Source organism: Moraxella porci DSM 25326 (assembly GCF_002014855.1).
GTDB classification, from domain to species: domain Bacteria; phylum Pseudomonadota; class Gammaproteobacteria; order Pseudomonadales; family Moraxellaceae; genus Moraxella; species Moraxella porci.
In genome coordinates, this window is sequence record NZ_MUYV01000001.1 from 312,100 (window position 1) to 334,357 (window position 22,258).

A 22,258-nucleotide genomic window follows, 5' to 3' on the forward strand; every position below is an offset into this window, starting at 1 on the left:
ATGGATAATTTACCCAAATAAAAGGAGATAAAAATGCCCTATGTCAATGTCAAAGTCACAGGCGGCAGTGAAGCGCCTAGCGTCGAACAAAAGCAGCAAATCATCGAAGGCGTGACCGAACTGCTCGCACGCGTCTTGAATAAAAATCCTGCCACGACCGTCGTGGTCATCGATGAGATCGATATGGATAATTATGGATTGGGTGGCAAAACCATCACCGAGGTGCGTAAGCTTGCCAAATCTTAGATGCTGCATCTTAGCGGATGATATGGCTAAGGTTTTATGCCAAATCCATTGACCTGTGTCTAAAGCCAATAAAAAGACTGCTTAGCCATAGCAGTCTTTTTTAATACCTATTGCCAAGCTTCTTTGATCCATTTGCTTGGTAGGACATAGCGATACCATTTGCCGCCACCGCCTGTGATGGCATCTGGTGGATTGATCTCGCCATGAAAAATGACAATTTTGGCATTGCTAGGTTTTTTGGGCGGTAAAAAATACGCCAAAGGAATCTTGTGCAGGCAATGATATTTGAAGCTCACGCACCACGAAGGATCCCAGTATTCAAGGTGATGATGCTCGCGCAGATAATTGGACAAAAATGCCTGTTCATGACGCACTTCGCTGCGGATTTTTTCAAAGTTATTTTCAAAATATTCCAACAAATGCGGATAGGTGTTATAACCCACCTTAAAGCGATACACCGAGCTATTACCCACCATGCGCCACGGTTTTTTCCAATCGCGAATGATCATCACGCTGTCGTCATGCTCAGCCTTATGGGTGAAAAAGCAGTCAATATTATCAATGATAACAATGTCGATGTCCAAAAACAGCGCCGTACCCTTTAGACCATACAGGTCGGGCTTAAAGGTGGTGAGTTTTTTCCAGCCGCGTTCAGGGATATTGCTTGGCAGATTCAGCTCTGGAATCGGATAACACACCACTTCATCACGGATACCTGTCGTGTCATCAGTCAAGCAGACCATGGTAAATGGCAGGGTGATGTTACGAGCCACCATATTATACAGTCGATTGACATATTCAGCACCGTATTTGGTGCCCCATTTCATGCAGATGATGTAATTGGTGTCAGTCATGGTAATCCTTAGGATGTTTGGGTGGCCTGATGTAATTTGATGGCGATCTGTTTAAGCTCATCGTGTGGCAATAGATAAGGGTTATCCACCAGTGGTGTGTTCTTAAAGCGGCGATATCCCCACATATAATGCTCAAAATGTACATCGATCATCTGCTGCATCGCGCGGTTCAAGGCCGTGGTACTGATGTGAATGTCTTTATGGTACAGGCGCTCATCATCAAGCGCATAACAAAAAACCTCAAAGCCATCGGCATCAGCGCGTTTGACGCAGCTTAATCCCACCAAAGCGCAATTGGTCTTGGCAGCAAGCTTGGGGGTAAGGGTGCTGGTCATGGTCTCAATTCCAAAAAACGGCACCACCACGCCGCCTGAAGGGTCGGGTACATGATCGGGCAAAATGATACTAAAGCCACCATCTTTCAGCGTCTTAAAAATTGCCTTGACGCCTGTGGCATCGGTTGGCACCAATGTGGCATTCAATCGTTCACGACCTGCCAGCACAAAGGCATCGACGCTGGGATTTTTGATTGGCTTATACATGATGGTCGGTGATCCAAAGGTATTTAGCCATGCATTCATCATCTCCCAAGTGCCAATATGAGGGACGATGGCGAGCATGCCGTTTGGATTGGCTAGACCTTGTTCAAGGATGTGCTGATGATGCACTTTGGTGATTTGATTGACCGACCACTCAGGCGGCATCGCCCAGCTTTTAAAGCTATCAATAGCACTGGAAAGTTGGTTTTTTAGGATTTTTTTGGCCAATATCGTACGATCTTCATCTGGCATATTAGGATATACCAAAATCAGATTGGCGTTGATACTGCGATAGATGCTTAAATTAAAGCTGTGCGCCACATAAGCACAAACAGCTGCCAATCCATGAAGGACTGACAGCGGCATGTATTTTAAGAGGCCTAACGACATCGGAGCTTATTCTGCCTTTTCTTTTTCACGGACACGAATGCCAAGCTCGCGCAACTGTTTGTTATCGACAGCAGCAGGTGCTTCGGTCAATGGGCAGTCAGCAGTTTTGGTTTTCGGGAAAGCAATCACATCACGGATTGAGCTTGCGCCCACCATCAGCATGATCAAGCGATCCAAACCAAATGCCAAGCCACCATGTGGCGGTGCACCAAAGCGTAGTGCATCCATCAGGAACTTAAATTTCAGCTCAGCTTCTTCTTTTGAGATGCCTAGTGCATCAAAGACAGCTTCTTGCATCTCAACGGTATTGATACGCAGTGAACCGCCACCGATTTCAGTGCCGTTTAGTACCATGTCATAGGCGATAGACAGAGCGGTCTCTGGGCTGTTTTTTAGCTCTTCGACAGAGCCTTTTGGACGGGTAAATGGATGGTGAACTGACGTCCATTTGCCATCGTCAGTCTCTTCGAACATTGGGAAATCAACCACCCATAGCGGCGCCCATTCGCAGGTAAACATATTCAAATCAGTACCGATTTTGACACGCAGCGCGCCCATTGCATCATTAACGACCTTGGCCTTATCAGCACCAAAGAAGATGATATCACCAGTTTGTGCTTCGGTACGCTTAATCAGCTCAACCAATACATCATCAGTCATGTTTTTGATGATCGGTGATTGTAGGCCAGATTCTTGATCTACGCCGTTGTTGATTTTGGTGGCATCATTGACTTTGATATATGCCAAGCCTTTGGCGCCATAGATGCCGACAAATTTGGTGTACTCATCGATTTGTTTACGGCTCATCTCAGCACCGTTTGGCACACGAAGAGCAGCCACGCGACCTTTTGGATCTTGGGCAGGGCCTGAGAATACTTTAAATTCAACACCCTGCATGATATCAGCAACATCAACGAGCTTCAAAGGAATACGCAAATCAGGCTTATCTGATGCATAATCACGCATTGCAGTGGCATAAGTCATGCGTGGGAATTTGTCAAATTCGACATTAAGCATCGTTTTGAACAAATCTTTGGTCAAGCCTTCGGCGATATCCATGATTTCTTCATCTGATAGGAATGAAGTTTCAATATCCACTTGAGTAAATTCAGGCTGACGGTCAGCACGCAAATCTTCATCACGGAAGCACTTAGCGATTTGATAATAGCGATCAAAACCTGCCACCATCAATAGCTGCTTAAATAGCTGTGGTGATTGTGGTAGGGCAAAGAAGTTACCTTGGCGAGTGCGAGATGGTACAAGATAGTCACGAGCACCTTCAGGGGTGGCACGAGTCAGTACAGGCGTCTCAACATCCAAGAAGCCATGATCATCTAGATAGCGACGGATGGTCGACGTGGCTTTGGCACGGAATTTCATACGCTCTTGCATCTCAGGGCGACGCATATCAAGGAAGCGATATTTTAAGCGCAGCTCTTCTGAGACAGTGATGTTGTCATCATTTAGTGGGAATGGCGGGGTGTCAGCCTTGGCAAGTAGCTCAATCTCTTTGCCCAATAGCTCAACTTGACCGCTCACCATATTTGGGTTCTCGGTGCCTGCATAGCGGCGGCGCACGCGGCCAGTGATTTTTAGCAAATATTCTGAACGCGCAGCATCAGCAGTAGCAAAAGCCTCAGGGGTATCAGGGTCGATGACCACTTGCAATAAACCCTCACGGTCTCGCATATCTAGGAAAATCACGCCACCGTGGTCACGACGACGATGTACCCAGCCTGCGATGGTGATGGTTTGATCAATCAGCTCTTCGGTCACTTGACCGCAATAAGTGCTACGCATCATAAAAATTTGCCTTAATCAATTTTACTTAATAATCATCGAGTGCAGCCACAAATTTGACAGCGGCGCACCGAAAGTTAGGTTTGTCTTTAAAACGCTACATTATGCCTTGTAATTGGCAATCGTGCAAGTATTGAGATAATAAAATTTACGCTTTTTTACATTCCTCTTTGGCTGCGATTGTTGACCATGAAATTGCTTGCTGCTTTCAATCGGCTGTTAATAAAAATTCCAATAAAACTCAGGCTTTTATGCAGCTGTCATCCGTCACGCTCAGGCCATCTGTATCCGTCTAAAACAGACAAGATCGGGGTTTTTGGTGGATGAATGGCAAAATATGAAAAATTGGCGGATTTTTTTGGGGGTTTTGGGTGGTATATTGATGGCAGTTATGATAGGATTGATGCAGTTTGCCCCTTGAAATAACAATGATTTATGAACTTGATGGGCTGAATGTTGGACTGCTGTTTTGGTCAGTCTTTGGCGGTAGTGAATTTGTGGTGCTTGATGGCTTTATTAGCCAAAACTGGGATTGAGTTATGGATACCTTAAACATCTTATATGTGGTCGCATCGATGCTGATTTTTGCCAGCATCATGACCAGTACCTTATCGGCGCGTCTTGGTGTGCCGCTTTTGTTATTTTTCTTGGCGGTGGGGATGCTCGCTGGCGAAGAAGGGGTGTTGGGTATTGAGTTTGCTGAATATAATTTGGCGAACTTCATCGGTCAGGCGGCGCTGGCTTGTATTTTGCTTGATGGTGGTCTGCGTACATCGCTGCAGTCCTTTCGTGTCGGGCTAAAGCCTGCGGTGACCTTGGCAAGCTGGGGCGTGCTGGCCACTGTGATGGCGCTTGGTGTGTTTGCGACTTGGCTATTGGATGTGGATTGGCGATTGGGCGTGTTGATGGCAGCGATCGTCGGCTCAACCGATGCTGCGGCTGTTTTTAGTCTGCTGCGTAATGGCGGCGTCAAGCTCAATGACCGTGTACAGGCGACGCTTGAGATCGAATCAGGCGCCAACGATCCATTGGCGATCTTGTTAGTCACAGCGATGATCGCGCTGAATCTTGATCCTGCTGGCCAAAGTGTTGGCGATATTTTGATGATGCTTGTCAGTCAAATTGGCATCGGTTTGGTGCTGGGTTTGTTGGCTGGTTGGGCGCTGTCTAAGCTATTGCCAAAAGTGCATCTGGCTGATGGCATGTATGCAATTTTAATCATGTCAGCTGGAATGATCGTCTTTGGCTTTACCAATTTGATGGGTGGCTCTGGCTTTTTGGCGGTGTATTTGGCAGGTGTGATCATTGGTAACACCAAAGTGCGCGCCACCGAACATGTACTGCGCGTGATGGACAGCTTTGCATGGCTTGCCCAAGCGGTGCTGTTCGTGGTGCTGGGTTTGCTTGTACAGCCATCGAGCATTTTGCAGGTGCTGCATTATTCTTTGTTTATCTTCTTGTTTTTGTTGTTTGTTGCGCGTCCAATCGCTGTCACGACTTCGCTGTTGCCGTTTCGATTCGGCTTTCGTGAGATTGGCTTTATCTCATGGGTGGGGCTGCGCGGTGCAGTGCCGATTACCCTTGCCATCATTCCTGTGACCATGCAAGTGCCAGGGGCGGACTTGGCGTTTAATATTACCTTTGGGGTGGTGATCTTCTCGCTCTTGGTTCAAGGCGCGAGCATTCCGATGATGTCGCGACTGTTTCGGGTGTGGGTACCGACCAATGATGAACCCAAAGCCGAGCATGAGATTTGGGTGGGTGATCAAGCCAACATTACTTTGTATGAATTTGAAGTCAAGCAAGGCGCCTTTGCCATTGGTCGCCACCCACAGGCCATTTCCAGCAAATTTAACACCGACCAAGTATCACTGTTTGCGCTGGTACGGCATAATAAATTGGTCAAAGTCACCGAAGACACCATCTTAAAAATGGGCGATGTGGTTTGGTATGCGATGCGTGGTGATGATGCCAAAAGTGTCGCCAAAATCTTTAACAATTCCGCCACGCAATACCAAAAAAACAGCGAATTTTATGGCGATTGGTTGTTGTCACCGCATGCGCGTATCGCAGATTTGCCATTTTATAATCTGGCCACACGATCTTTGGCCAATAACAGTCGCTTGCCAAAGCCTGTGGCCAATGCCTTTGATGTCTTTACAGTGCCACCAGCGGCGGGCAGCCTAGCTGGGATTGATGATAAGCTCATCGATGCCTTGACACAAGCCAAAAACCAAACTGTCGAAGAGTATATGATGCAGCATTTTAAGACCGAGCCAGTCAAGGGCGATGAGGTGCATTTAAATGACACTTGGTCGCTGATCGTCCGTGATGTCGATCACAGAGGGCGTCTGCGCGGTGTGGGTCTGAAAAATAAAACCAAAGCTGAATCCTCGCGTTAGATCCCAGCGCTTGGATAATGCTTTGTGGCGTTTTTGTAATTTTTGATGGTTTGCGATTTAAATTTGCCAAGATCTACCCAATATCTGCCACATGCTTGGCTTGGCGTCACCAAGTCAATGGATACATCATTAGTCATATAGGAATATCATGTTACATACCCCAAAAAAACCGGTCGAACTGCGTATCATTCATCTTAATAAAGTCCAAAAAAACACCAAAAAGCGCATCGAGGCCATCCAATCCGATCGCGACGACGCGCCACATCAGCTGATGAATAAGCTGTGTGAGCTGCTCAAATCATCGCGGCAAAATAAAGCTGCCAAGCATCAAGGCAGTGAGGCATCAGCGGATCAGCAGGCTGATGGTCAGTCGGTGTATGTGCTGGATTTTGATGGTGATATTCGCGCCAGTGCAGTGCAGCATCTGCGCGAAGAGATCAGTGCCATCATCAGCGTCGCCAAAGCAGGTGATGAAGTGGTGCTGCGTCTAGAGAGCGGCGGCGGTCAGGTGCATGCCTATGGTCTGGCTGCAGCACAGCTTGAGCGCATTAAGTCGGCCAATCTAAAGCTGACCATTTGTGTTGATAAAATCGCCGCCAGCGGTGGCTATATGATGGCGTGTACGGCCGATCAGATCATCGCTAGTGACTTTGCGGTCTTGGGCTCAGTCGGTGTGGTCAGTCAGCTGCCAAATTTTCATGAGTTTTTAAAAAAACACGATGTGCATTTTGAGCAGTTTACCGCAGGCGAGCATAAGCGCACCGTCACTGTCTTTGGTGAAAATACCGATGAAGATCGTGCCAAGTATCAAGCTGATATCGAGCGTATTCATGAGCTGTTTAAGGGTTTTGTGGCGCGCCATCGCCCAAGCTTGGATGTCGATCAGATCGCGACAGGTGAGATTTGGTTTGGTGAAGATGCCAAGCGCTTAAATCTCATCGACCAGATCGGCACCTCGGATGCATATTTATTATCCAAACTTGAAAATCAGCAGGTGTATTTGCTCAATTCGCGCAGCAAGCCAAACTTTGCTGAAAAGCTGGGTCTGGCCGAGCAGCTGGACAGCAGTGTCAGCAGCCTCATCGATCAAAGTATGTCATGGGTCGGGAATTTGGCTGCCAAGTTTCGGGTGTAAGTGATGCGCGTGTAAGCTGCTTGGTCATATCTTTGCAGGCAGACTGGGTTGTTTGGCAGCCAGATTGCTAAGATGGGTTAATAAGCTGGCTTAAGATGTCCTAAGCAGTCAGATTTTGGCATGAAATTTACTGGGAATTTTTTGTCAGTTGCGATAAAATAGGCCATCTTTTCAATCAAAGCAAGCAGCTGATTGGATTTAATTTGATTATTTTGGTTATACATTGATGAAAAAACTCGAAGCATTATTTTTAAAGGTGGATAAATTTGGCCGTGTGATCGCCAATCGCTTTAATAAAATTAAAGACCTAAATGACATCCGTGGCACAGGCGCTGGCAAAACCGTGCTGATCACGGGTGCCAGCTCTGGTCTTGGAGCGATGATGGCGCGCAAATTTGCCTTTTTGGGTTATGATTTGGCGATCTGCGCCCGTCGTTTGGAGCGACTCGATGCCATCAAAGCTGAGCTTGAGGGCGATTATGGCATCACGGTGCATACTGCGCGCTTGGATGTCACCGACTATGAGCAGATTTTTGAGGTGTTTAACGACTTTGCCACCAAAATCGGTAAGATTGATAAAATCATCGTCAATGCTGGCGTCGGCGACAGTCGCGTGATCGGCCATGGTCGATTTAACATCAATCGCGCCACAGCCGAAACCAACTTTATCGCTGCCATCGCTCAATGTGAAGCGGCGATGCAGATTTTTCGCGCCCAGAATAGCGGCCAGCTTGTGGTGATCTCTAGCATGTCAGCGGTGCGTGGTCTGCCGCGTCATCTGACCACTTATGCAGCTGCCAAAGCTGGCTTGGCGCGTCTGGCCGAAGGCATCCGGGCGGATATGATCAAAGAAAAACTGCCCATCACCGTCTCAACCATCTATCCGGGTTATGTGCGCACTGATCTGAATATCGGCGCCAAATATCTGCCATTCGAGGTTGAAGAAGATGAGGGTGCGGATGTGATCGTCAAGGCCATCGAAGCCAAAGTCGATGAGGCTTATGTGCCAGCATGGCCGTGGCTGCCGATCGGTCTTGGTATGAAATATCTGCCACTCAAACTGATCACCAAATTCATCTAAGCGATCATACGATGGCAATGAAGGCTTGTATTTACAAGCCTTTTGAGCTTTTTGGCTATCAATGATTTTATTTTAAATTGCAGAGTTTAATAAAGTGGATGACGGGTAAACTATGACACAAAGTAGCACCGATACCGTAGAGCGAACACAGACTGCGCAGGTTGTCACCGAGGCTGCCGAAGAAGCCAGACAAGCAGCTGAGACCGCCAAAGAAGTGGCTGCAGATGCTGCCAAATTGACCAAGGATACTTTGGAGCATGGCGCCAATGACACGCTGCAGTTTTTGGGCATTCCGATTGATATTAATACCTTGACACAGCTTGCGATTGATATGTCGGGTCGATTGGTGCTGGCGCTGCTGATTTTCTTTGTTGGTAAATGGATTGGCAAACGCGTGGTACTTGTCGCCAAACATGTGATGGCAAGAAGTCGCTTGGATAATACGACTGCCAATTTTTTGGGTAATTTGCTGTATGGCTTGATGCTGGTTGCTGTGATTTTGGCAGCACTCAATAAGCTTGGGGTGAATACCAACTCCTTTGTGGCGATCTTCGGTGCAGCTGGCGTGGCGATCGGTGTCTCGCTCAAAGATCAGCTGTCCAACTTGGCAGCAGGCGTGCTGATCGTGATTTTTCGTCCTTTTGGTCGCGGAGATGTCGTGGAAGTCGGCGGCCAAACTGGTACGGTGCTTGATATCACTTTGGTCAATACACGCATCCGCACCGCCAATAATCACGAGATCATCATTCCAAATGGCGACATCATGACCAGTGCCAGTGTCAACTATTCTTCGCTGCCGACGCGTCGCGTGGACATCGATGTCGGCATCGGCTATGATGCAGACATTCGCCATGCGCGCTCTGTCATGCTGTCATTGGCCGAGGCGCACCCCAATGTGCTTGATGCGCCAGAGCCAACGGTCATTGTGACTGCGCTCGCGGACAGTTCGGTGAATCTGAGCATGCGCGTGTGGGCGAATAATGATGATTGGTTTGGCGTGCAAGCAGAGCTGCTTGAACAGGTCAAATACGCCTTTGATGCCGAAGGTATCAGCATTCCATTTCCCAATCGCACCATCCAAATCGAGGGCTTGGATCGATCGATGCTTGAAAAGCTGCTTGCTCAGCATCACACGAATGATACCACCAAAAAAGATGCCGATGTCTGAGTCACAAAGCTTAAACTGATGGATCAACGCGCGCCATCAGTTTAAGCTTAGAATAAGCGCATGGCTAATCACTGGCTGATGGCGCTGATGGCGTCGATGGCGTCGATGGCTTAGTAATTTGAATAAACAAATCCAAGGCATCTGACACTACCATTAGCGAAATTCACAATCCGCCACATGGTCATTGACCATCCCCACCGCCTGCATAAAGGCGTAGCAGGTGGTGGCGCCGACGAATTTAAAGCCGTCTTTTTTAAGCTGTATAGCTAGGCGTACAGACACATCGGTCTGTGCAGGGATGTCGGAGAGTGCTGCAGGGTGGTTGTCAATGGGCTTGCCATCAGGTGTAGTGATGCCCCACAGATAGTCACTAAAGCTTTGCTGCTGTTTGATCGCCAGATATGCTTTGGCATTATCAATGATCGCTATAATCTTGGCGCGATGGCGAATGATGCCCGTATCCAGCATCAACTCGTCAACTTTAGCATCATCATAAGCGGCGATTTTGGTGGCATCAAAGCCATCAAACGCCCGATAATACCCATCACGACGCTTTAAAATGGTAATCCAGCTTAAGCCCGCCTGCATGGCTTCAAGGCACAGCATGGCAAATAAGGTGTCATCGTCACAGACAGGCCTACCCCATTCATCATCATGATACGCAATATAAATCGGGTCGGATAAGCACCAAGTGCAGCGGTTTTTCATCAGTTTTGTCCCTGCTTATTTGACCACTTATATGACAAAGTCACTGACAGTATCCTCATTAAGCACCGACAGATCATCTTTACATAATGACTTGATCGATTTTGGCTTAAAATTTGGATCAAGTCGTTTGACTGCATCCATCAGCTCGCAGATTTGTTTGTCTTGGTCTTGGATGTGGGCAAGCAGAGCAGCGATACTTGATGCCACAGGATCTTTGGCATTGGGCTTAAGTCCATAGGCGTTAAACAGATGCTCAGACTGCGCTTGGTGCTCGGTAGGGCTGGCTGGCTCTTCTTTGACGATCATGCGAGCAGCATTACCGACCATCGTTGCACCTGCCGGCACAGGCTTGACCACGACGGCATTGGAGCCGACTTTGGCATCATCACCGACGCTAAAGCCACCCAAAATCTTCGCGCCTGCACCGACGACGACATTATTACCCAGTGTTGGATGGCGTTTTGCGCCTTTTTCCCATGACACACCGCCCAGTGTGACCCCATGATATAAGGTGACATCATCGCCGATCTCCGCAGTCTCTCCGATTACCACGCCCATGCCATGATCAATAAAAAATCGCTTGCCGATCTTGGCGGCAGGGTGAATCTCGATGCCTGTCGTGCAGCGGCTAAAATGCGACAATGCACGCGCCAAGAATTTTTGGTCACGCTGCCACAATGAGTGCGCACCGCGGTGCATGATACGGGCATGGATGCCTGGGTAGGTCAATAGTACTTCGGCCTTGGTTCGGGCAGCAGGGTCTCGCTCCAGTACGGCTTGTACATCGTCATCGATGGCATCTTTTAGCTGACGCAATTTGGCAAAAATCGACATGGCGTTATCCTAACTCATCTGATTAACTATAGTGAACTATAGTAGCGATGAGATCATTAATTATCAAGTCACTCTTGGGATATGGATGTGAAAATAATGACTAAAGGGCGTATTGTACGCCAGATACGCCCAAGCTTCAATCACAAGATGCATCAGATCGATAAACTTTACCAACTTGTCATCAATCAGATGATCGTCCATTCGCCATGCCAAGCTTGATGTAATAACTCGATCAAATCATCCAGTGTCGCTTCTTTTTGATTATAAATGATTGAGCCATCGTTCAGTGCTTTTTTGGCAATGGCATCAAACTGCGAGATCTGTACCTGACCGGTCTGCTCAAGTGTATAAGGCAGACCTGTGCGCGCGTGCAACGACTGCTGAAGTGTGCGAATGTGACGAATCAGTACAGCGGCGCGCTGATCGGCTTTGGTCTGTAGATACACTGATTCACCAGCCAAAGGCAGTAGTAGTCGTCCAAGTCGCTCACCGTCGTGATCTTGATTATACGACAGCACCACAGGCAAAAAGATGTTCATACACACGCCATGCGGCAGATGGGCGATGGCGCCAAGTCCATGGCCGAGCGCATGCACGAGCCCCACCATCGAATTTGAAAACGCCATGCCTGCCATCGTCGCAGCGACAGCCAAGCCCAGTCGAGCATCACTGTCATCGGGTGTATCGAGTGCTTTGGGTAGATTTTTGGCGACAAGTTCAATGGCGCTGATGGCATAAGCATCACTCATCGGATTGTGCGCAAGTCCTGTATAGGCTTCGATGGCATGTGTCAGAGCATCCATCGCTGTCATCGCAGTCAGGCGTGGCGGCAGAGTCTTGGTCATGCGTGGGTCTAAGATGGCGATGTTTGGCAGCAGATGATAAGAGGCGAATGCGATTTTTTGTTGGGTAGCATCATCGCTGATGACCGCGACCATGGTGACTTCTGAGCCAGTGCCTGCGGTGGTTGGCACCACGAACAGCGGATTGAGTGGTTTTGACAGATTGTGCGCACCAGCATACGCCATCAGATCATCACCACCGAGGCTGACTAAGATATTGGCGGTCTTGGCAGTATCGATGACCGAGCCACCACCGACAGCCAAAATCGCTTGGCACTCATGCGTGCGATACGCGTGGCTGACTTGTTTGACCACTTGTAAGCTTGAATCACTGGGTACATCATCAATGATACAGCTGATCTCAATATCCATCCCAACAAATGCCTGCAAAATCGGTGTCAAAAGACCATTTTGGCGCACGCCTGCATCGGTGATGAGTAGCACACGGCGCACGCCCAAAAGCGTAAGCTCAAATGGGATATTCTCAAGTGCCTGCTGACCTGCGATGATCTTGACAGGGCAATAAAATTCGAAATAATCGCGCATCACATGGCTCCTTATGCAGATGGAGGGGTGGTTGAGTGACCAAAGACATATGATGCCAATAGTTTGCCGTAGATTTTTAGTGCATGGCCAAGCTTTTGGGGCAAAGCAAGTGCATCAGGATAAGCTTTGATGGCTTTTCGTGCTAAGATTTTTGGCAAAATCACGCTCTCTAGGCGATTTAGGCAGCGCACTAAGATCACTGCCAAAGACACATCGCCATCGACCACCATGCGGTTATTGGCAAAGCCTGTGGCAGTGCTTTCTTTAAAGGATAGTATCTGATAAGCAAATCTTAAATGTTTAAAATAAATCTTTAGCACCTTGTGACTGTCTGATTGATCCATATCTGCCAGACTGCCTAGCCACACCAGTCGTTTGGCATGGCTGCCATCATCCATCAGCACTGACTGCACTTGGATGCCAAAGCCCAGTGGCGTGCCAAAGACGCTCATCATGATGATCAAATTCTCAGGTAGCTCACCGATCTCCTCTTGAATCACTGGATCAACATGGCTTGCCATCACAAGGCTGCGACCGACGACATTGAGCATCATGCTGACATAGCGATACTGAGTCTTATACGCCAAATCAGGCTTGGGCGTCGGATGGATGGCGGCAGGTAGCTCTAGATTTTGGGCGGTATTTGACATGACGATCCTTGTGCGTTGTTGATTGATGGAAAATGAATAAACCAAAATTAAGATGATAAATTAATAATATTATCTTAAAAATAACCGCTCAATCCAAGTCAGTACAAACTTACTGGCAAAAGGCGGTAGGATCAATCTTAAGCCAAAAATCTTGGGTGTGTACATCACCGAGCGAGCATGGCTAAAGCTATAAAATCCCTCAGGCCCATGGTATTTGCCCATGCCTGACGCGCCGACACCGCCAAAGGGCAGATCATCCTGTGCCACATGAGTGACGACGCCATTTTGCCCGAAGTGTCCTGAATGTGTCCATTGGCGAATGTAGTCACCGCGCTGCTTGTTATAGTCAAAATAATACAGCGCCAACGGGCGATCGCCTTGATTGATGGTATGGATGACTTGGTCGATATCGTCGTATTCGATGATCGGCAAAATCGGGCCGAAAATCTCTTGTTGCATGATGAGCATCTCATCGCTCACCCCATGCACGATCGTCGGCGGGATCTTGCGGATGTCTTTGAGCATCTCATCGCTATCATTGGCAGGATTGATGTGGATGATGGTCGCACCTTTAGTAGCGGCATCGGTTAAGAGTTGCCGCAGTTTATCATATTGACGGGCGTGGATGATGCTGGTGTAGTCAGGATTTTTGGCAAGAGTGGGGTACATCTTGGCGACTTGTTTTTGGTAGCAGTCGATGAACTCATCAAGCTTGCCTCTGGGCAGATACAGATGATCGGGCGCAACGCAGGTTTGACCAGCATTCCACAGTTTACCAAAGGCAAGTCGCTCGGCGGCATCTGCCATTGGCATCGACTCATGAACGATGGCAGGGGATTTACCGCCCAGCTCAAGTAGCACAGGGGTGAGATTGGCAGCGGCTTGTTGCATGACGATGCGCCCAACTACTGATGAGCCTGTGAAGATCAGCTTATCAAAGGGCAATTTACCAAAATGCTCAGAGATGTCATCGCCATAGACGACGGCGACTTGGGATGGCAAGAATACTTCAGACAAGGCGGACTTTAGCACCTTGCCAAAATGCATCGATGCGCCAGAGAGCTTAACCATCGCCACATTGCCCGCTGCCAAAGCACAGATCAGCGGACCCATCGACAGCACCAGTGGATAATTCCAAGGCGTGATGATGCCGATGACGCCATAGGGTTCATAGCTGACATAGCCGCTGGCAGGCTGATGCAGGATGCCGATACGGCGTTTACTGGGGCGCATCCATCGTGACAGGTGTTTTTGGTAGTATTTGATTTGTTCGATGCAGGTGAGTAGTTCACCGATTTTGGATTCGGTCAAAGAGCGATTGCCATAATCTTGATTGATGGCTTGGATCAGGGCGTCTTGATGCTTAAGCAGGGCGGATTTGAGCAGATCCAGACTGTGCCGACGCTCGGCAGCACTTGGGATTGGGTGCTTGGCAAAATACTGCTGTTGCTGCAACAGCAGCTCATCGAGCATGGCAGGCGTGGTGGTCATGGCAATCCCTCAATAATAATCCGTTTCGGCTATTTTAACCCCAAAAAACCCAGCGATGCAAGTGCGCCGATGCTAAATGACTGGATTTACCCATCACAGGGCGATGCAGCCTATGGGTCAAGCCTTCGCCATGCTGCCATCAATATTAAGAATCCACCAGCTTATCTACTTTGGCAATCAATGCTCGTATCAGCGCATATTCTTTTTGGTCAAGCTGTAGTCGTGATGACAGCCGTGATAAGCGGTGCGGTAGGTGCTTTAGGTCATCATCGTGGGCAAGATTGAGTTTTTTTAATAAATCAATCATTGCTGTGTTTAGACTCATCGCCTGAGCATGGCTGATGGCAGGCTCATCCCATTGTCCACGGATGGTGATGTCAAGCGGATGGGTGATCTGTGGTGCGCCTTGGGTTTGTTTATTTGAATAAATACCTTGTACGCTATTTGTCTGTGCAATATCATCACAAGGATGTGAAAACTGTGCATAAATATTGGATGCGATGACCTGAATGGCACTGGCGACATTGAGCACGGGATACGCAGGGTTGGCAGGGATTTGGATATGATAATCCGCCTTGGCAAGCTCATCATTATTAAGCCCGTGATTTTCACGGCCAAATAAAATGGCAATGCGTGGTGTGATGACTGCATCATCAGACTGGTCGCTTGATGTATCTTGCACTGATAAATGCTGTGCCATCATCATAGCAGCAAAGGCAGGTGTCACGACAGGGCGTGGCATCTGACGACTGCGAGCGCTGGCAGCAAAAATCAGTGTACAATCGCTGAGCGCCTCATCAAGTGTGGCGGTGATGCGAGTATTAGCCAGTAGCTCTTGTGCCCCTGCGGCATTGGCAACACTGCTGTCATCAATCGGTAGGCGTGGATTGACCACCACCAAATCCGACAGTCCCATGGTGTGTAGCGCACGAGCTGCCGAGCCGATATTGGCAGGCAAGGTAGTCTCAACCATCACAATGCGGATGTGCGGCAGATAAGATGTCATCGTTTGTTTCATCAGCGAAATACCAGATTTTCAGCAGGGATGCTGGATTTTAGGGTGGCGATATTCTCATCGCTTGGATAAATGCGCAGACGATCATTCACCAGTACGCGTCCGATACAGCATGCGTCATAGACATACAGATTGATTGGTACGCACAGATCACCTTGTTGATGGGCATCATAATCTTCATCGTTAGCGCCCATATGGCTGCCGCGGAGTAGGGCAGCTGGCGGTGGGCGATTTTCTTTTAATAGACTTAAGATGGCATCAAGCTGCTGGCTGTCGTGACTTGGCAGCTTCAGATGAATCTCTTTGAGCCTGCGAATGCGCGCCTGCTCGATGGGTTCGACATGCAAAAGACGGGTAAAGATACGGCCATCATCACTTTCGCGAACGCTGATTTTGGCGATGACGATATTGGCGATGGTCATAAACTGTCGTTCGCCTTTGCTATTAAAATCTGGCTCGTATTCTTCATTGATGCCGGGTAATCTCTTGCCTGGCGTGAGAATGTCTTTGAATTTCTTAAAGGTATCAGAATAGCAGCTGATCTCTAAGCGGCCTTTGCCATCATCGATCTTCACGACAATGCGCTCCCCAAAAAACGCCACATCAAATATCAGCCCTGCAATCCAAGCATGGCCGCCTTTGCCTGTGTCTTTGAGATCTAAAATGCTGCCGACGGTGGTGTATAAAGACAGCTCACTGCGATATTCATCGAGTGGATGGCCAGTCAAATAAAGCCCAATGGTCTGCTGCTCGTAGCGCAGACGATCTTGGGGTTGCCAAAATACTTCTTCAAGCTCTGGCGCGACGAACAAAGTATCATCAAATTCAGCAAACAGATCCATCGTGCCAGTGAGCTGATTTTGGCGGTTCTGATCGGCGGCAGCCATTGCCTCAGGCAGCTGTCGCCACAGACCGCGGCGAATCTGATACGAATGATCAAAATCTTCACCAAGATAATGTGGCTTTAGGGTCTCGGCCAGCACATCAAAGCAGCCTGCCTTAATCAATGCTTCCAAAGACCGCTTGCCGACTTTTTTGATGTCTACACGATTACAAAAATCAAATAAGTCCTTAAATGGCCCGTCACGACGCGCCGCGACGATGCTGTTGACTGCTTCTTCGCCCACGCCTTTGACCGCGCCTAGGCCATAGACGATGGTTTTGCTGTCGCGCACGACAAATTTCCACTGGCTATGATTGACACTCGGTGGAATGATGTTTAGGCCAAAGTTATCGCGGCAGTCTGATAATAAGAACACCACCTGATCGGTATCATCCATCTCAGAGGTGAGTACCGCCGCCATAAATTCGGCAGGGTAATAGTGCTTTAAGTACGCTGTCTGATAGGCAAGCACCCCATAGGCAGCCGAGTGCGATTTGTTAAAACCGTAGCCTGCGAATTTTTCGACCAAATCAAAGATCTGCGCCGCCAAACCGCCATCGATATTTTGACCGATCGCGCCATCGACGAACAATGATCGCTGCTTGGCCATCTCTTCGGGTTTTTTCTTACCCATCGCACGGCGTAGCATGTCGGCACCGCCTAGCGTATAACCTGCTAAGACCTGTGCGATCTGCATCACTTGCTCTTGATAGACGATGACGCCATAGGTGGATTCTAAAGGCGGCTGCAACAGCTCATGTTGAAACTGCGGATGCGGATAAGCGACTTCTTGGATGCCGTGTTTACGGTCAATAAAGTCCGACACCATGCCCGATTCGAGCGGCCCTGGGCGATACAGGGCGCACATCGCGATAACATCTTCGATATTCGATGGCTTAAGCTGCGCTAGGTATTTTTTCATCCCTGAGCTTTCTAATTGAAACACCGCAGAGGTCTTAGCTTCTTGGAGTACTGAGCTATAGACATCGGCATCATCAAGCGGCAGTGTCTCAAGATCGATCGGCGGCTGGCCGAGTGCTTGGCGCGTTTGGTTGATGTTATCGACTGCCGCTTGGATGACGGTTAGGTTTCTAAGGCCTAAGAAGTCAAATTTCACCAAGCCGACTGCTTCGACATCGTCTTTATCAAACTGGCTAACAGGATGACCTTCATCGTCACAATACACCGCACTAAAGTCACTGATGCGATTTGGGGCAATCAGTACACCACCTGCATGTTTACCGACATTGCGCGTGATGCCTTCTAATTTTTTTGACATCTCCCAAATCTCAAGCGCCAGCTCATGATCGGGGGCGTCAGGATTGGTGAGCAACTCTTTGAGCTGTGGCTCTTGTTCCATCGCCTCATCAAGCTTAATGCCAGGGGTTTTTGGGATCAGCTTTGAGATGCGATCGCCCAGACCAAAGGGCTTGCCTTGAACGCGCGTCACATCACGCACCACCGCGCGAGCCGCCATCGTACCAAAGGTGATGATCTGGCTCACCGCTTGGCGACCATAAGTGCGCGCCACATAGTCGATGACGCGGTCACGACCTTCGATACAAAAGTCGATATCAAAGTCAGGCATCGACACGCGTTCAGGATTTAAGAATCGCTCAAACAGCAAATCATAACGAAGCGGGTCAAGGTCGGTGATGTTCAGTGCATAAGCAACGAGCGAGCCTGCACCCGAGCCACGACCTGGACCGACAGGGACGCCATTGGCCTTAGCCCAGCGGATAAAGTCCATAACGATCAGAAAATACCCTGGGAATCCCATTTTTAGGATGATGTCAATCTCGTATTCTAGTCGTTCATCATAAGGCTTACGGATCTCTGGCCAATCATCACCGCGCTCATCGATCGGATAGAGCTTATCTAGGCGTTTGTTCAGACCATCGGCGGATGTCTTACGAAAAAATGTCTCAATCGTATCGCCTTCGGGAATCGGAAAATCAGGCAAGACATTGATGCCAAGCGTCAGCGTGACATTGCAGCGAGACGCCAAGCGATTGGTATTTTCGATGGCTTCTGGCAAATCAGCGAATAGCTCTGCCATCTCATCTTGGCTCTTAAAATACTGTAGCTCAGTGTAGTCATGTGGCCGTTTGTCATCGCTAAGCAAATAGCCGTTTGCGATACATACCCGCGCCTCGTGAGCATCAAAGTCGGTGCTTGCGATGTTGTTTTTGTCATTGGCATCAATCGGGCTTGGGTTGATGAACCGCACATCGTTATGCGCTACGATGGCGATGCCAAGCTTGGCTGCTTGAATGATGGCATTTTGATTGAAGCGATCATCACCAGTTTTGACGCGGCGGATGCCGATGTATAAGCGATCGCCAAATACTTCTTGCCATGCTTGTAACAGCGGCAGGGCATTGTCTGGGTGATTGCCCAATAAAGACTGCGCGATCTCGGAGCGGTGGGTGAGAATGGCGATCAAGCCATCGCTGTATTGGCTAAGCGCGTGTTTGGTGATAACAGGTGTTTCAAACAGCACCGAGCCATTGTCATTCATCGGACGGTTGGTGTAGGCATCTGAGATCAAGCGCATCAGATTTTGATAGCCTTGATTGTTCATGGCATATAAAATCACGCTGTGACGCGCATCGGCAGCATCTTTGTCGATGGTATCGCCGATGACCACCTCGGCACCCAAAATTGGCTTAATGCCAGCACCGATGCAGGCTTTATAAAATTTGACTGCAGCGAACATATTGTTCCAGTCGGCAAGCGCAAGCGATGTCTGACCGTCATTAGCGGCGGCCTTGACCAGCTCTTTGATGCGAACGATCGAATCGATGATGGCATATTCGCTGCGAATGCCCAAATGCACAAATGACATAATCTGTTCTTATAAAAAATGAAAATGAATAAAATCAGCTTGATTCTGCTGTGCTAAGTACAGGGACCGGATTGGTCGGTTGGCTGTTGTTTTGATGTCTTAAAAATAACAACGCCGTAATCAGCATCAGAGCCATGATGATCAACACCGTTCGAAGTACGCGCATTTTCATACCATCACCAGCCAGTTGTCATTGAGCCATCCACTTAGAGTTTGTAACTTCTCGTCATCCACATCACCATCACTGATCACCTCGCCTGCGATCAGTCGTTCAAACAGCGCCAAAGCCTCAGCATCAAAGCTGACACACTCGCCATTGACATACCATGCAGCTCCTTTGCGCACGAAGCGGCAGGCAGGATTTAGCATCATAGCCTCGCCATCACTCAGGCGATCACTTAGCTCATCTGCGCTCAGCTCATCTTCAAAGGCCAGCAGCTCATACTGTCGCTTGGAGACCAGCTCAGCGATGGCATCAGCAAACAGCGCATCGCCTGCTTTGGAATTTAGTAGATCTAAGACGGCTTTTTTCATGGCTTGGATGCTGTCATCACTCAGCTCAAAGGCATCATTTTGTCGCCCTTGAGCTAAAGTTAACACGCGAAACAGCTCGCTGTGGTTGGTGGCAACATCGGCGATCTCATCGATGATCTGCACCAGATTTGGGCGACGAAAGCCAAAAGAAAAAGTCAAGCAGTCGTTTTGGGCGATACCATGATGGCTAAGCCCTGGTGGCACATACAGCACATCACCAGCCTCAAGCACTTCATCAAAAATAATCTGTCCCATATCATCCAGCAAGCGAATCGGCTGATCAGGCACAAAGGGCGTGTCAGCATCGCACATCTTTCCCAATATCCAGCGACGCGCGCCAAATCCTTGCGCCAAAAACACATCATATTCATCATAATGCGCGCCCACCGAACCGCCTTCGGGCGCGACCGACACCATGATGTCGTCTTGTTGCCATTTTGGAATAAAATCAAAATGCGACCACAGCTCACCAAGCTCAGGCGACCACTGTTCCAAATTCTGCACCAAAATCGTCCACAGCGTCGGTGCTTGATCGATATCTTCTTCGCTCAGTGGCGATTGTTTAAGCGACCATTGATCGGGATTGGCATCATCTTGGCTAATCAGACGCGCTGATACGCCATCTTCGAGCGCAAGGCCAAGCACATCTTCTGGCTCAAACATACCCACCAAAGCAGGCAGGCCGCCTTTGATCAAAAGCGGTTTTTTTTGCCAATAGTCAGCCAAAAAAGTCTCGGCGCTCATGCCATCAGGCAAACAAAAGTCACTATGTTTCATCATTTAATCTCTAAATCTGGTCTAATCCAAAAACTTAGCTTGGGTCAATGCGCATAGTGTAACAATTTTTCGGCTTAAAGCCAAACGCATTCCACCAAACTTCACCAAATTGGCCAAAATTCACTTTCAATCCGTGTTTATTGAGCATCTACTGACCAATTGCTTGGAAAATTCGTGCTTTTATTGATAAATTTCATTATAATAAAGTCATTTGACTCCATAAAGCGGCCATCAAAACGCCAAAATTTGCCATCAAATCTACAGTGATGCGACGGCTGACTTTCATCATTTAAGGTAATTTATGTCACAATTTAATGAAATTGCAAATCATGACGACTTAGCAGACCATGAATTTGAATACACACCCAGTGAAAATGGCGAGCTGACCCAAGCGGACATCGCTGCTTTGTATGCAGAGCTTGGTGAGGCCGAACAAGCCTTGGTGACGATTCGCGATTTTATCCGCTTTGTGGTGACCAAGCTGCGCCAATATGATGTGGTGGTGGCGCAAGGCACGACCGATGAATTTGCTGAAGCAGCGGCCATTGTGCTGCATTCGCTGTCGCTTGAGTGGTCGGCTGATGAACAGATTTTAGAATGTAAACTCACCCCAAGCGAAAAACAACAAGTCTTAACGCTATTATCCGAGCGTATCATTCAGCGTAAGCCTTTGAGTTATTTGATTAATCTGGCGTATTTCTGCAATTTGCCATTTTATGTTGATGAGCGCGTTTTGATCCCACGCTCACCGATCGCTGAGTTGATCCAACAAAAATTCTATCCGTATTTTGATGTCGATGATGTGCGTAAGTCGAAGTTTTTTCATCATGGCTTGGAAGAGTCGCAACTGGCCGCACCTGAACGCATTTTGGATTTATGTACAGGGTCAGGCTGTATCGCCATCGCACTGGCTAAGGCATTTCCTGATGCCAATGTCGATGCTACCGACATTGATAAAGATGCGCTTGAAGTGGCATGGACGAATGTTGAGCATCATGAGCTTGAGCATCAGGTGAATTTGCTTGAGTCGGACTTGTTTACCAAATTGCCTGCTGAGAATCAATATGAGCTGATCGTCACCAATCCGCCATATGTTGATGCTGCGATCATGGCAGAGTTGCCACCTGAGTTTTTGCACGAACCTGAGCATGCGCTGGCAGCAGGTCAAGACGGCTTGGATCTGGTGCATCAAATCCTGCACGATGCGCCAGATTATCTGACACGCGATGGTCTTTTGGTTTGTGAGGTCGGTGATAGCGAATGGGCGCTGCGCCAAGCGTATCCTGAGATTCAGTTTGATTGGCTGACCTTTGAAAAAGGCGGCAGCGGTGTGTTTGCCATCACCTGCGAAGAGCTGCTTGAATATCGTGAGGATTTCGCGCGTCAAGTTGCACGCGTCAAAGCCATGGCGTGATGATGATCAATGCATTGATCGCTTAAGCCTTAACAAAACCCACAATGATGTCTGGCTGTGCCGATGTGGTGCAGCGCATGACTTTGACAAAAATTTTGGGT

General features: G+C 48.4%; 17 protein-coding genes. 6 read left to right on the forward strand and 11 right to left on the reverse strand.

Annotated features, from left to right (window positions below; all coding sequences use genetic code 11):
• Window positions 1–33 precede the first annotated feature (33 nt).
• Window positions 34–246: a tautomerase family protein gene (locus B0681_RS01510; RefSeq protein ID WP_078316974.1), complete on the forward strand. Its 213-nt coding sequence runs from the start codon at window positions 34–36 to the stop codon at window positions 244–246.
• Window positions 247–353: 107 nt separating this feature from the next.
• Here the strand turns inward: B0681_RS01510 and B0681_RS01515 are convergent, their stop codons facing one another.
• The 3 genes from B0681_RS01515 to aspS are packed head-to-tail and all read right to left on the reverse strand — an operon-like array spanning window position 354 to window position 3,832.
• Entirely contained in the window at window positions 354–1,100 is a 747-nt protein-coding gene (locus B0681_RS01515; RefSeq protein WP_078316975.1) for a glycosyltransferase, read from the reverse strand.
• 8 nt (window positions 1,101–1,108) lie between these two features.
• Window positions 1,109–2,029 carry a lysophospholipid acyltransferase family protein gene (locus tag B0681_RS01520; protein WP_078316976.1) on the reverse strand — a complete coding sequence of 307 codons (921 nt, stop codon included), beginning with the start codon at window positions 2,027–2,029 and terminating at the stop codon, window positions 1,109–1,111.
• Window positions 2,030–2,035: 6 nt separating this feature from the next.
• Entirely contained in the window at window positions 2,036–3,832 is a 1,797-nt protein-coding gene (gene aspS, locus B0681_RS01525; RefSeq protein ID WP_211271484.1) for an aspartate--tRNA ligase, read from the reverse strand.
• 536 nt (window positions 3,833–4,368) lie between these two features.
• Between aspS and B0681_RS01530 the strand changes: the two genes are divergently transcribed.
• From B0681_RS01530 to B0681_RS01545, 4 genes are all read left to right on the forward strand, one after another.
• Window positions 4,369–6,231 (forward strand): potassium/proton antiporter, encoded by a 1,863-nt coding sequence (locus B0681_RS01530; RefSeq protein WP_078316977.1) that lies wholly within the window; start codon window positions 4,369–4,371, stop codon window positions 6,229–6,231.
• A 148-nt stretch (window positions 6,232–6,379) separates the two neighbouring features.
• Window positions 6,380–7,366: a protease SohB gene (gene sohB, locus B0681_RS01535; protein ID WP_078316978.1), complete on the forward strand. Its 987-nt coding sequence runs from the start codon at window positions 6,380–6,382 to the stop codon at window positions 7,364–7,366.
• Window positions 7,367–7,592: 226 nt separating this feature from the next.
• A complete protein-coding gene (locus B0681_RS01540) occupies window positions 7,593–8,447 on the forward strand; it encodes an SDR family oxidoreductase (RefSeq protein ID WP_078316979.1) in 855 nt (284 codons plus the stop codon).
• 112 nt (window positions 8,448–8,559) lie between these two features.
• Complete coding sequence (locus tag B0681_RS01545) at window positions 8,560–9,615, forward strand: mechanosensitive ion channel family protein (protein WP_078316980.1); 1,056 nt, start codon at window positions 8,560–8,562, stop codon at window positions 9,613–9,615.
• Window positions 9,616–9,768: 153 nt separating this feature from the next.
• Here the strand turns inward: B0681_RS01545 and B0681_RS01550 are convergent, their stop codons facing one another.
• From B0681_RS01550 to B0681_RS01585, 8 genes are all read right to left on the reverse strand, one after another.
• A complete protein-coding gene (locus B0681_RS01550; RefSeq protein ID WP_078316981.1) occupies window positions 9,769–10,323 on the reverse strand; it encodes a DNA-3-methyladenine glycosylase I in 555 nt (184 codons plus the stop codon).
• Window positions 10,324–10,350: 27 nt separating this feature from the next.
• Window positions 10,351–11,157 carry a serine O-acetyltransferase gene (gene cysE, locus B0681_RS01555; RefSeq protein ID WP_078316982.1) on the reverse strand — a complete coding sequence of 269 codons (807 nt, stop codon included), beginning with the start codon at window positions 11,155–11,157 and terminating at the stop codon, window positions 10,351–10,353.
• A 185-nt stretch (window positions 11,158–11,342) separates the two neighbouring features.
• A complete protein-coding gene (locus tag B0681_RS01560) occupies window positions 11,343–12,548 on the reverse strand; it encodes an iron-containing alcohol dehydrogenase (protein WP_078316983.1) in 1,206 nt (401 codons plus the stop codon).
• An 8-nt stretch (window positions 12,549–12,556) separates the two neighbouring features.
• On the reverse strand, window positions 12,557–13,195 hold the full coding sequence (locus B0681_RS01565; protein WP_228143823.1) for a hypothetical protein: 639 nt from the start codon (window positions 13,193–13,195) through the stop codon (window positions 12,557–12,559).
• 69 nt (window positions 13,196–13,264) lie between these two features.
• Window positions 13,265–14,686: a coniferyl aldehyde dehydrogenase gene (locus B0681_RS01570; RefSeq protein ID WP_078316984.1), complete on the reverse strand. Its 1,422-nt coding sequence runs from the start codon at window positions 14,684–14,686 to the stop codon at window positions 13,265–13,267.
• A gap of 145 nt (window positions 14,687–14,831) precedes the next feature.
• Window positions 14,832–15,707 carry an RNA methyltransferase gene (locus B0681_RS01575; protein ID WP_078316985.1) on the reverse strand — a complete coding sequence of 292 codons (876 nt, stop codon included), beginning with the start codon at window positions 15,705–15,707 and terminating at the stop codon, window positions 14,832–14,834.
• Window positions 15,704–19,432: a DNA polymerase III subunit alpha gene (dnaE, locus tag B0681_RS01580; RefSeq protein ID WP_078316986.1), complete on the reverse strand. Its 3,729-nt coding sequence runs from the start codon at window positions 19,430–19,432 to the stop codon at window positions 15,704–15,706. Before dnaE ends, B0681_RS01575 begins: the two co-directional genes overlap by 4 nt.
• Window positions 19,433–19,600: 168 nt before the next feature.
• Window positions 19,601–20,743: a cupin domain-containing protein gene (locus B0681_RS01585; RefSeq protein WP_078316987.1), complete on the reverse strand. Its 1,143-nt coding sequence runs from the start codon at window positions 20,741–20,743 to the stop codon at window positions 19,601–19,603.
• A 301-nt stretch (window positions 20,744–21,044) separates the two neighbouring features.
• On the opposite strand from B0681_RS01585, the gene prmB reads away from it, so the two are divergent.
• On the forward strand, window positions 21,045–22,157 hold the full coding sequence (gene prmB, locus B0681_RS01590; RefSeq protein ID WP_078316988.1) for a 50S ribosomal protein L3 N(5)-glutamine methyltransferase: 1,113 nt from the start codon (window positions 21,045–21,047) through the stop codon (window positions 22,155–22,157).
• Window positions 22,158–22,258 lie beyond the last annotated feature (101 nt).